We start from the raw sequence: 10,116 nt of genomic DNA on the forward strand, positions 1-10,116 counted from the left end.
GGTGACGGTCCTATGTTCGCGCAAGCACAGCTCGCTGATCTCGATACTGTATGGGGTGTGATCGAACGATGCAGGGCCGACCTGAAGAAGCGGGGGATCTTCCGATGGGGCCACATCTATCCCACGCGCGATCTCGTCGCACAGGACATTCAAAATGGAAAATTATATGCGATGATTGTTTCCGCTCGGGTCATCGCAGTCGTCACAGTAGATACGGCTGGAGAAGAGCAATACAAGACCGTGGAGTGGAAGACGGCCGAGCCAGCGCTGATTGTACATCGGCTTTGCGTGGAACCAACTCTGCAAGGCCGCGGCTTTGGCAGCAGAATGATGGAGTACGTGGAACGATACGCCGTACGGCATCGATGTCTAGCAGGCTGTTGAAAAATTGTTTTGGACTCCGGAAAACACAGAGCCGGGTATGATCGCTGATCGGGTCGGAAGAGCTCACAGGATGTTCAGAAAGGCTGCTGTTCTCACCCGCCCCACCCTACGCGCCAAGACGCTCCCTTCCACAGGCAAGGCCGCAGCGAGGTCCGCGACGCGAAGAATAATGAGCGTCACGTTTGCGGACGGGCGCGAGTGCGTGAGCGTCCAGTGTCTTGAGGCGAATCGTATCCTTTCGCACCGACTGTGGGAACAGTCGTCTTCCCGGGTCTCACCCGCCCGCCCCGAGCGGCCCAAGCCGCTCTTATCCGGGCCGAACGCTGAGCCTCTGAGGTTCACGCCGTGCCGAATAAGGCACGGCACGTCTGTGAACGCCGCCGAGATGGTGAGGCGGCAGTGTCCCGCGAGAACGCAGCCTGGTGAAGACGTGTCTTGGCACGTCCGGGCGGCGGGTGACATGAGCGACTTTTTCAACATCCTGTTAAGGGTTCGGCTTGACGCCTACTCGGGCAATCCCCAGGCCCTGACCCTCTATCGTAGACGTGGCTATCGCGAAGCCGGCCAGGTAACGTTCCCGCGACGTGCGCTTCCGTTCATCTGCTTTGAATTCGAAGTGCGGCCGAATCATCGTCCGCAGGAGCGTGCCGATGGCATTCGCTAAGACTACCCCGATTCTCAGAATCTTCGACGAGCGCAAGGCCAAGGAATTTTATATCGCCTTCCTGGGTTTCCGGATCGATTGGGAACACCGTTTCGATGACGCGCTGCCTTTATATATGCAGATTTCAATGAGCGGATGCGTGCTTCATTTGTCGGAACATCACGGGGATTGTTGCCCGGGATCTGCGGTGCGGATAGAGACGGACCAGCTCGAGGAGTTTCACCGGCAACTGTCAGGCAAGTGTTATCCTTACGCCAAGCCGGACATTCAGCATATGCCATGGGGAAGTCGCGATCTGACCGTGGTCGATCCATTTGGAAATCGGCTGACGTTTACTGACGCCGTTTCGACTCGGGAGTCCGAGAACTAAAGGCAGCGCTGCGGTTCCTGTAAGAACGCCATGAGAGAGCTATGGGACGCGCATGGAAGTCTACCCCTCGACGGATTCACATCATCGGTGCGCCCGGCAGTGGAAAAAGCCATGCGGCCATCCAACTTTCAAAGCGAGCGGGCATACCAGCCTACGATCTTAATGATCTGTTCTGGGACCGCAGCGTGAAACGGTATGGCGTGCGTGCTCCGGAGATTGAGCGTAATGCTTGGTTTGCCGAGCTCGTAAAGCAAGAATGTTGGATTTTCGAAGGCGTCTACCTTAGCTGGGTTCAAGCAGGATTCGACAAGGCGGATGTGATCGGCGTGCTGACTCCGTCCGCTTTGTTGCGCGATTGGCGGATCATTAAGCGGTTCGTGTATCGCAAATTGGGTATGACGCCGGCAAAGTCGGAACGGATCATCGACCTCTGTCGACTGATTCAATGGAACCATCAATATGAAATCGCCAATTTGAATCCTGCGCTCGAAAGCATGAAAGAGCATCGTTGGAAAACTCTCGTGTGTCTGTCCGCGGACGATCTGATCGAGCATTTGTTCGATGCCGGCGGGGCCATATGGCGGCCGTCGGCCAGGTGAAGCGGTGATTGCCGACCTGTACGACCATCCAGATCTTTACGATGCCCTATTACCGGCAGGCAAGAATCAGGAGTTTTATCTTGATCTGGCCAGACGCCAGGATGGACCGGTATTGGAACTCGCGTGTGGAACGGGTTTGCTATCCGTGCCGATCGCGTCGGCCGGTATGCCGACATCGGGGCTCGATGTGTCCGGTCCAATGCTACAAGCGGCCAAAAGACGGGCGGTAGCCGATGGAGTGGCGATGGAGTTTATGCAGGGAGACATGCGGGACTTCACGTTTCAGCAGCGATTCGACCTTGTCTTTATCGCACGAAGCTCTCTTCAGCACATGCGTACCTCGGAAGATATGTTGTCGACGTTTGCAGCGGCGAAACGGCACCTGTCTCCTCACGGCATGTTCGTGTTCGACGTCTTCAATCCTTCCGTCAGCATATTGTCCAGGGAATCTCATCGGCGCTTCCCGGTCATGGATGTCGCAACTGATCTTCTCGGCAGACTTCGCGTGGAACGTGCTCATCGATATGATGCCGCCACACAGATCAGTCACGGCACCTGGTACATGTCCACCCAAGAGCAACAAGACGAATGGGTCGTGCCTATTACGGTCCGGTGTATCTTCCCACAGGAACTTCCGCTCTTGTTGTCGAGGGCCGGATTGGAGTTGGTCGACCGGTTCGGCGATTTATCGGGTGCAGCATTTACCTCCGAAAGTCCCAAGCAGATCTGCGTCTGCCGGGCGGTGAATTAGCAAGGTGCAGGGCTCAAAACACAATGCGAAGCGAGAAAGTATTTTGCGATGCCAGATATGGTTGAATTGAAAACTCTCGCTCTGTTCATCGTGACTGCAGTTGCCGAGATCGTCGGCTGCTATTTGCCCTACCTATGGCTGAAGAACAATGCTCCTGCATGGTATCTTCTCCCTGCTGGTGTAAGCCTGGCGGTGTTTGCATGGCTGCTTACGCTGCATCCCGCCGCTGCGGGCCGTGTCTACGCAGCATACGGTGGTGTCTATGTCTCGGTGGCCGTACTCTGGCTCTGGCATGTCGATGGCATCCGGCCCACTCCGTGGGATTGGCTGGGAGTAACCGTCTGTCTGTGCGGCATGGCCATTATCATGTTTGCTCCGCATCGATAATGCGACGGCTTCGGCCGGCTATGCGTTACGCCTATGGCGCCTTCTTTGTCGCTTCCGGATTCAATCACTTCATCAACCTGCCGTTTTATGTGAGTATCATGCCGCACTATCTCCCATGGCATGAGGTATTGGTGTATATCAGCGGCGTCGCGGAGATCGTGTTGGGTTCGGGACTGTGGGTCCCAACTTCGATGAATGTTTCCGCATGGGGGCTGATCGCTCTGTTGGTAGGCGTATTCCCGGCGAATGTGCACATGGCCCTTCATCCTGGAGACTATGCCTGGGCTCCGCCCCTTCTCCTTTGGCTGCGTCTTCCACTTCAAGCCCTGTTGATAGCATGGGCGTATCTTTACACCAGACCATCGCTCTTGTCCGGACAGATATCTCGCCCAACTGCGCAGTAGACCGAGTGAATCCGCATGACACCTATCCAATAGATGCACAGTCGTGGAGATCAAGAAATCGGAGGATGGGGGCCGAAAACTATCCGGGAATGGTTGTTGACTGCAGTGGCCGGGCTGATGACCCTCTGTGTGGTGATCCTCGCCTATTGCATGTTGTATCCGGTGAGATGGGATGGCCCAGGCAAACTGGGGGCGATCGCATTATGGTTCCCGCTTCACTTGCTAATGATTACCCTTGTGTCCTGCGTCTTGGCAGTCATTGCTGTCCGATCCCGTGCGCGGCTGGCCCTGTCTCTATTCGTTGCAGTGGCCGTCTTGACCTGCCTCATGTCGTTGGCGCCGGCGATCGCCATGTGGAGACAGGCGCAACGGCTGAACGTCCCGCTCTCGCTAGTCAGCTATCTGGTGCATGCAGCTAGCCTGAATTTGGGATCACCCAAAATCGAACGAACTCGAGTTTATGGCGTCTCTCAAGACGGAATGAATCTCGAACTGGATGTCTGGAGCAGCGGCCATGCGCCGGCCGGTCCCTTGCGGCCTGCCGTGTTGATGATTCATGGAGGAGCCTGGACCCAAGGCAATCGCAGTATGTTGCCCGCATGGAACCACTGGCTCAATTCGCTCGGATATGAAGTGTTCGATGTCGACTATCGCTTAGCGCCTCCTGCGCGCTGGCAAGAGGAGGTCGGCGACATCAAAGCCGCGTTGGCTTGGGTGGCTGCCCATGCCGGCGACTATCATGTCGACTCCAGCCGGATCAGCGTCATGGGCGGGTCTGCAGGCGGAAATTTGGCCATGTTGACCGCGTATAGTTTGAACGATCGGCATCTGCCGCCGACGGGGAATGCTCGTCAGGCACCGGCACGGTGCGTCATCAATCTGTATGGACCGACCGACATGGCGTTGGGGTATCGAATCACCATGAGTCCTGATTACGTCCGGCCGAGGATGCGCTCATACATCGGCGGTACCCCGGACGAAGTTCCCGACCGATACCGGATCCTATCGCCCCTCAGTCACATCGATGCGAGCACTCCGCCTACCATTACAATTATCGGCGGCAGCGATCGCCTCGTCGCTCTGGATCATGTCAGGTTATTGGATCACGCTCTCTCGACCGCTTCCGTGCCGCATGAGACGTATGTGCTCGACGCGAATGACCATGGATTCGACGTCAACTGGGGGGGATTTGGCACGCAGATCGCCCGCGCCAAGATCCGCGAGTTTCTGACCACGTGTGACGGCGGGCCGCCGGTTTCGCTGAACGCCAATTGACAAAAATCATCGGCTCGGAAATGATACGTCCAGAAGTCTTCTTGTATGTGTGACACACTGTTGAAGGATTGCCCGCGCCACCAATGATTCCCATTCATGAAATCATCGGTTTTGTGGCTGGGTTTGGAACGACGTTTGCTGCCATGCCGGACTTGATTGCCATGCTCAGGCGCCGCTCGTGCGCGGGCATGAATCCCACCATGGCCACCATCATGGGCACGTTTCAGATCGTGTGGGTGTATTATGGATATCTGATCGACTCCAAACCGGTCATGGTCTGGAACATCATCGCCGTGGCCATTAACTTTTTGACCCTCGGCGCCTACGTCTACTTTTCCTGCTCGGAAAAGCGGGATCGATCCCTCCGCGCCAACTGACGCCTTGTTCGGACACTCAACGACGACGCGCTATGCGATGAGTTATTGGTCTGAGATTTTGACGTCGCGGAAGGTCGAAGCGATGGGACGATGGGATCCCGTCTGCGTACCGGGTCGGACGATGTGGACGGTCTTCATGCCGGCGGCGGAGGCGGCGTCGAGTTCTGCAATCACGTCGGAGAGATAGAGTACCGTTTCCGGAGGGACCGCCAACTGTTCTGCGATGCGGCTGTAGGATTGTGCATCTGCTTTCGGTCCGACACGCGTGTCAAAAAACCTTGAGAACATATGGGTAAGGTCGCCTTGGCTCGTATGGGCGATGAACAGCCGTTGCGCCTGCTGTGATCCCGAGGAATACAGTGCGAGTTCAAGACCGTTCCCTCGCCAACTCTCGATGGTAGGCAACACGTCATCGTACAAATGTGGAACAAACGCTTTCGTAAGATAGCCCTCCTCCCAGACCATGCCCTGAAGACCCTTCAGGCCCGTATGTTTGCGGTCTTCCTCCATCCACAAGCGCAGGACGTCGGACAGATCGTCATAGCCGGGACGTGCACCCTGTTCTTTCGCGACCGTGTCCTGGCAGAGCGCAGCCCAGTGGCGCACAGCCGGATCTTCCCGCTGCTCGTGAAGAAAGGACGACATCCGGCGCTGCGCGTATGGAAAGAGTACGTCACGTACGAAGCTGATGGGCACGATGGTGCCCTCGATGTCCATGAGCACCCGGCGAATGGTCATGCGGTGTTCCGATACCGTTCTTCGATGCCTGAGCCTGTGTAGTGCGGCACCCACCCGGCTTGGTCCGTAAATATCCGGATTGCCCGCACGGAAGGATTGGAGCCGAGTTCAAACCAGTGTTTGGTATTGGCCGGAACCGAAATAAGGTCGCCTGCCTGACACAGCACGGAGAACACCTCTTCCTTGTCTCGTTCGAGATGGAACCAGAACAAGCCTTCGCCCTGAACGAACATGCGGATCTCATCTTCCGTATGAGTATGTTCGCGAAGGAATTTCTCACGGATTGCCGGCAGATTCGGATTCTCCGGAGTCACGGTGACCATATCGACCGTCCGGTAGCCTCCTGAATCCATAAAGGGTTTGAGTTTTGGCCCATAGACGGCGAGAACGTCGGCATCCGGCAGATCGGCGGAGATGGGTTCGTCGAGCAGCCACCGGTCGTAGAAGATGCCGCGATCCTTTAGAAACCTTCCGATCTCGTGGTCATTCGTGAGGTACGCCTGCTGGTCTGGTATGCGAAGAGTGGCCATGACTTCTTGCCTCCCGCTCACATTGTAAAAGATATTCTAATACCTCCAGATGTCGCTTGGCCGTGCCGACGTCTTTCCCCCATACATACAGTCCGTGGCCCGCCAACAGGAACCCATACGGCGGGGAAGAAGACGTAGTCAGAAGAGGCTCGATCATGGAGGCGAGCGCCGGGATATTCTGCGAATTGGGAAATACCGGCAGGACGACTTCGTGTTCATGCGAGGTGATGCCCTCGAGTCCTTTCAGCAGTTCCCATCCTGACAGCGACACACGACCTTCTTCCCTGGCCGCCTGCGACAGGAGCGTCGCGGCCATCGAATGCGTGTGGAAGACGGCGCCGGCATGGGTTGAGCGGTAGAGCATCAGGTGAAGGGCCGTCTCGGCGGAGGGAGTGAGTGGAGAGCCGCCGACGGCCCGCCCTGTGCTGTCAACGGCGAGGATGTGTTCGGCGCCGAGCCGCTCCTTGTCGATGCCGGAACTCGTGATCGCGCAATAGGCGGGAGCTGCGTCAGCCGGAAGTCTGACGCTGTAATTGGTGCTTGTGCCTGGAGCCCAGCCGCAGCGATAGGTCCAGCGGGCGATCTCGGCGAGTTGATCCGCATACGAGGTTAATTCAAACGGCACCGACATGTCGCGTCACCCCCGGCAATTTCCGAAAATCCTGAGTTCGTCTCCGAGCGCGTGCGGGTGGCGAAGCGGCCGGCGACTCCCAGGGGGAAAACAGAAGACGTTCATGCTACTCCGGCGGCTGCGAAATTTCGACAGCAATCTGGGCGTTCGGTGACTGGTCGAGTGTTACGACATAGACGGCATGATCGATTGCCCCATCAGCGCCGGTCGACGTGCTCGTCTCCTGAATTTGATCGGTGGAAGGACGGGCGAGCATGACCGCCTCCTGCCTGGACATGGGGCCGAAGGGAGTCAGAGATAAACGGATGGTGATCGCGCCGTATGCATCAGGGAGACGTATGGTCTGACGGTGCCCTCCCTGCATTCTCAAAGAAATCCTGCCTGTTTCCTTGTCGGGAAACAGCAGCTGCGGCAGGGATGTACCTTTTAACTGCCACACCTGGATATAGGCGTCCTGATTCACCTCGATGGTTATTCTTTGCCCCGATGATTTGGCAGAAGATACTGCATCGACTTCTGCGTCCTGCCCGTCCGGCCCTTTCGTTAGAAAGCTGTAGCGGAGACCAAGAGCCTTCGCCGACCGCGTGGCCTCCAATGTTTTATTCGAACGTGAAAGATTGTCGGATTTGGGTTCTGTAATGGCGGCGTCGGGAGCCGGCTGAGAAAACGGGCGGGTCGCGCGCGGCTCTTGCCTCGAAGGCGGCGTCCCATAGAACAGCGCTCGGGCGCTTGGAATCATCGCCGGAGAAGATGGGGCAGCTGGCTCGGCAGGTGCCGTCTTTCTCAATTCCTGTTTGGAGGCGACAGCCGGAGACATGGATTCCGCAGCGGGCGTCATATTGAGCAGCGCGTCATTCCGTTGCTCCGTCGGTGCGGCCGAGGTATCTGCCCCTTTGGCGAGCGTACGCTCTTGTTCCTGTTCTGACCGGCCGGTTTCACGGAATCGTTTGCCGTCATCGTCCGGTGACGTTCCAGGAGCGGGCGGAGCAGGCTGTTTCCGTTTCTCCCGAGGACTGGGACGCGGGGGCTGGTCTGTCTGTGTGGGAGACGATGATTTCATCCGTTCTTGGCCGGAACTCTCCGGTTGTAGAGGAACCGGTTTCCGCCGGTCGGTCGTTTCGGTCGATGGGGGTGGCGATACCGTCTGCAAACTATCTTCGAGAATCCTGGTGCCGACCGCTACGGCGAATACGGCCGCTGCCAGGCCTCCCGCAAAGGCAAGTCCGGCCGGCCGGAAGAACCATTCCCGCCACGACGGCCTGCCGGCAGGAGGTGCTACCGGTTGACGCACCGCCTCCAGGAGCCGGCGACGGACGACCGGATCGGCCAGCAGCTCTTTGAGCGCCTGTTCATCGGCCAGTGCGTCGAAGAGCTGCTGGTCCCGAAGTGCCGCGGCAAACAACAAGCGGCGTTCCTCCGGCGTCAGTATATCGGGAGCAAAGCCCCCCAGAAGCTTTTCCAAGTCGTGCTCAGCCATACGTCATTCCCATGTTCCGCCCAGTAGGGCGAGGAGCTGCTTCCGGCACCGAAGATCCCATGTATAGATGGTATTCACCGACTTCTGCCCCATCAACCGTTGGATCTCCGGAAAGCTCTTTCCCTCGAGTTTCCATGCAAAGAGCCCGCGGCAACGCGTTCCCAGGCGGTTCACGGCCGCGAGCAGCCGCTCGATCGTTTGCTTCCGCTCAAGCTGCCGCGCAGGATCGTCCGCGCGGTCTGCCAAGGGGAGGGCTTCCACGGATTCCAGATTATACTCGCCTCGCCGGATGGCCTTGCGATGGGCATCCAGCATCTTGAAGCGCAAGACCTGAAAGGCCAGAGGCACCAGGTCGGTGAGTTCTGTGACCAGGGGATACTTTTCGTGGAGGACCGTGAGGACGTCCTGGGTCAAATCTTCGGCGCGATCTCTCGATATCCGTGATGTCGCGAAGGCAAGAATCCTTTCACGGAGGGCGGCGAGTGTCTGCTCTCGATCCATCTGGAGCAACTACAAGTCGGAACGCCCGATGACGTCGCCGAATGAACGAAACCCTATGCCGAGCCCGCGGCAGACGGCCGCTTGCCGATCGAAACGGTTCTTCGTGCGGATGATCCGGCGCAGCAGTCCGAACGCCACGCGTCCCCAGGCTGCAAGATGAAAGACCGACAGTGGATAGTCCGTTCCGAACAACAGACGTTGGTGGATTCCCGGGTAACGCCGCAACAACAGCAGCATGCGCAGGCGATTGGGAAGCGTCAATGCGGAGATATCGGCATAAAAATTCGGATAGGTATCGATGAACCTGAGAAATGTCGGGAGAAACCGCTCATAGACCATGAGCCCATAACTGCAGGCGTGGGCGGCGATGACCGTCACCCCTTCGTCCAATGGAAGGCGCAGACGGTCCGGGTCGCCGACCGACTGGTCCTTGCCGATCAGGCTGAATTCATACCCAACATGACTCAACAGCGGGAGGCGGCGTTCTGCGAGCGCCCGGTAGAAATGGGTGTAGCGCCGATCGGCCGGATTGAATTGCTGCGCGTTCGGCAGCACTTTGACCAATGCGGCGCCCGCCTCGGCGCAGCGATGGACTTCGTCGACTGCGTCGCGCCGCTGCGGGTTGATCGAGACGCCGGCAAGGGTTTGGTCAGGATGCGCCCTGGCGGTCTCTAAAACGTAGTCGTTGCTGATGAGAAAATCGGTCTGCCCGACGTTCCGGCGCCCCTGCTCGTCATAGACGCCGTCCATCGCCAGCAGCACGGCTTTCCGAACGGTTTGTGATTCCCGCAGCTCCGCGAGCAGGTCGGTCAGATATTTCGCGTTGGCTTCGCGCGGCCTGTCCGGGTTCAGCCCATGCTTCCAGAGCAAAAAACGGAACAGCGGGCTCTTGAGCATTTTGGGGGAGATGTAACAGCCGTTATCATCGATGGGGAGGGCGGCCAAGTGGACGTGACAGTCGATGAGTGTTTTGTGCGGAATCGGCTGGAGCGGGGGTGAATCCGGATGCCGGTCTCCGATCGTCATCG

15 protein-coding genes are annotated in these 10,116 nt (G+C 57.9%); 9 read left to right on the forward strand and 6 right to left on the reverse strand.

Annotated features, from left to right (window positions below):
• Window positions 1-12 precede the first annotated feature (12 nt).
• The 9 genes from W02_RS16855 to W02_RS16895 all read left to right on the forward strand — a co-directional run bounded on the left by W02_RS16855 (window position 13) and on the right by W02_RS16895 (window position 5,211).
• Window positions 13-384 carry a GNAT family N-acetyltransferase gene (locus W02_RS16855; protein WP_173049780.1) on the forward strand — a complete coding sequence of 124 codons (372 nt, stop codon included), beginning with the start codon at window positions 13-15 and terminating at the stop codon, window positions 382-384.
• 460 nt (window positions 385-844) lie between these two features.
• Window positions 845-1,048 carry a hypothetical protein gene (locus W02_RS16860; protein WP_173049782.1) on the forward strand — a complete coding sequence of 68 codons (204 nt, stop codon included), beginning with the start codon at window positions 845-847 and terminating at the stop codon, window positions 1,046-1,048.
• Window positions 1,035-1,418: a glyoxalase superfamily protein gene (locus W02_RS16865; protein WP_173049784.1), complete on the forward strand. Its 384-nt coding sequence runs from the start codon at window positions 1,035-1,037 to the stop codon at window positions 1,416-1,418. Before W02_RS16860 ends, W02_RS16865 begins: the two co-directional genes overlap by 14 nt.
• A 41-nt stretch (window positions 1,419-1,459) precedes the next feature.
• The gene (locus W02_RS16870) at window positions 1,460-2,017 is read left to right on the forward strand and encodes a hypothetical protein (RefSeq protein WP_173049786.1); all 558 of its coding nucleotides are present in this window, start codon (window positions 1,460-1,462) and stop codon (window positions 2,015-2,017) included.
• Entirely contained in the window at window positions 1,980-2,768 is a 789-nt protein-coding gene (locus tag W02_RS16875; RefSeq protein WP_173049788.1) for a class I SAM-dependent methyltransferase, read from the forward strand. The genes W02_RS16870 and W02_RS16875 overlap by 38 nt, the downstream gene beginning before the upstream one ends.
• Before the next feature lie 57 nt (window positions 2,769-2,825).
• Entirely contained in the window at window positions 2,826-3,155 is a 330-nt protein-coding gene (locus tag W02_RS16880) for a YnfA family protein (protein WP_173051531.1), read from the forward strand.
• A complete protein-coding gene (locus W02_RS16885) occupies window positions 3,155-3,559 on the forward strand; it encodes a DoxX family protein (RefSeq protein ID WP_173049790.1) in 405 nt (134 codons plus the stop codon). Before W02_RS16880 ends, W02_RS16885 begins: the two co-directional genes overlap by 1 nt.
• A gap of 33 nt (window positions 3,560-3,592) precedes the next feature.
• Complete coding sequence (locus tag W02_RS16890; protein ID WP_173049792.1) at window positions 3,593-4,834, forward strand: alpha/beta hydrolase; 1,242 nt, start codon at window positions 3,593-3,595, stop codon at window positions 4,832-4,834.
• A gap of 83 nt (window positions 4,835-4,917) precedes the next feature.
• Window positions 4,918-5,211: a SemiSWEET family sugar transporter gene (locus W02_RS16895; RefSeq protein WP_173049794.1), complete on the forward strand. Its 294-nt coding sequence runs from the start codon at window positions 4,918-4,920 to the stop codon at window positions 5,209-5,211.
• 42 nt (window positions 5,212-5,253) lie between these two features.
• Here W02_RS16895 and mtnC read toward each other — a convergent pair whose 3' ends face one another.
• The 6 genes from mtnC to W02_RS16925 all read right to left on the reverse strand — a co-directional run bounded on the left by mtnC (window position 5,254) and on the right by W02_RS16925 (window position 10,114).
• Window positions 5,254-5,949, reverse strand: coding sequence for an acireductone synthase (gene mtnC / locus W02_RS16900; protein WP_173049796.1), 696 nt, complete (start codon window positions 5,947-5,949; stop codon window positions 5,254-5,256).
• Complete coding sequence (locus W02_RS16905; protein ID WP_173049798.1) at window positions 5,946-6,479, reverse strand: acireductone dioxygenase; 534 nt, start codon at window positions 6,477-6,479, stop codon at window positions 5,946-5,948. The genes mtnC and W02_RS16905 overlap by 4 nt, the downstream gene beginning before the upstream one ends.
• A complete protein-coding gene (gene mtnB / locus W02_RS16910) occupies window positions 6,433-7,110 on the reverse strand; it encodes a methylthioribulose 1-phosphate dehydratase (protein WP_173049800.1) in 678 nt (225 codons plus the stop codon). The genes W02_RS16905 and mtnB overlap by 47 nt, the downstream gene beginning before the upstream one ends.
• A 106-nt stretch (window positions 7,111-7,216) precedes the next feature.
• Window positions 7,217-8,587, reverse strand: a complete 1,371-nt coding sequence (locus W02_RS16915; RefSeq protein WP_173049802.1) for a hypothetical protein — start codon at window positions 8,585-8,587, stop codon at window positions 7,217-7,219.
• Window positions 8,588-8,590: 3 nt separating this feature from the next.
• Entirely contained in the window at window positions 8,591-9,088 is a 498-nt protein-coding gene (locus tag W02_RS16920) for an RNA polymerase sigma factor (RefSeq protein WP_173049804.1), read from the reverse strand.
• Between the two features lie 9 nt (window positions 9,089-9,097).
• Window positions 9,098-10,114 (reverse strand): amidohydrolase family protein, encoded by a 1,017-nt coding sequence (locus tag W02_RS16925; protein WP_173049806.1) that lies wholly within the window; start codon window positions 10,112-10,114, stop codon window positions 9,098-9,100.
• Window positions 10,115-10,116: the final 2 nt, after the last annotated feature.

The organism is Nitrospira sp. KM1 (assembly GCF_011405515.1).
GTDB lineage: Bacteria > Nitrospirota > Nitrospiria > Nitrospirales > Nitrospiraceae > Nitrospira_C.

Bases quoted from the DNA above. Each gene is read 5' to 3' on its own strand.
- mtnC (WP_173049796.1), bottom strand. From the start codon at position 5,949: ATGACCATTCGCCGGGTGCTCATGGACATCGAGGGCACCATCGTGCCC.
- W02_RS16865 (WP_173049784.1), top strand. From the start codon at position 1,035: ATGGCATTCGCTAAGACTACCCCGATTCTCAGAATCTTCGACGAGCGC.
- W02_RS16895 (WP_173049794.1), top strand. From the start codon at position 4,918: ATGATTCCCATTCATGAAATCATCGGTTTTGTGGCTGGGTTTGGAACG.
- W02_RS16920 (WP_173049804.1), bottom strand. From the start codon at position 9,088: ATGGATCGAGAGCAGACACTCGCCGCCCTCCGTGAAAGGATTCTTGCC.
- W02_RS16860 (WP_173049782.1), top strand. From the start codon at position 845: ATGAGCGACTTTTTCAACATCCTGTTAAGGGTTCGGCTTGACGCCTAC.
- W02_RS16870 (WP_173049786.1), top strand. From the start codon at position 1,460: ATGGGACGCGCATGGAAGTCTACCCCTCGACGGATTCACATCATCGGT.
- W02_RS16880 (WP_173051531.1), top strand. From the start codon at position 2,826: ATGGTTGAATTGAAAACTCTCGCTCTGTTCATCGTGACTGCAGTTGCC.
- mtnB (WP_173049800.1), bottom strand. From the start codon at position 7,110: ATGTCGGTGCCGTTTGAATTAACCTCGTATGCGGATCAACTCGCCGAG.
- W02_RS16915 (WP_173049802.1), bottom strand. From the start codon at position 8,587: ATGGCTGAGCACGACTTGGAAAAGCTTCTGGGGGGCTTTGCTCCCGAT.
- W02_RS16855 (WP_173049780.1), top strand. From the start codon at position 13: ATGTTCGCGCAAGCACAGCTCGCTGATCTCGATACTGTATGGGGTGTG.
- W02_RS16905 (WP_173049798.1), bottom strand. From the start codon at position 6,479: ATGGCCACTCTTCGCATACCAGACCAGCAGGCGTACCTCACGAATGAC.
- W02_RS16925 (WP_173049806.1), bottom strand. From the start codon at position 10,114: ATGACGATCGGAGACCGGCATCCGGATTCACCCCCGCTCCAGCCGATT.
- W02_RS16885 (WP_173049790.1), top strand. From the start codon at position 3,155: ATGCGACGGCTTCGGCCGGCTATGCGTTACGCCTATGGCGCCTTCTTT.
- W02_RS16875 (WP_173049788.1), top strand. From the start codon at position 1,980: ATGCCGGCGGGGCCATATGGCGGCCGTCGGCCAGGTGAAGCGGTGATT.
- W02_RS16890 (WP_173049792.1), top strand. From the start codon at position 3,593: ATGCACAGTCGTGGAGATCAAGAAATCGGAGGATGGGGGCCGAAAACT.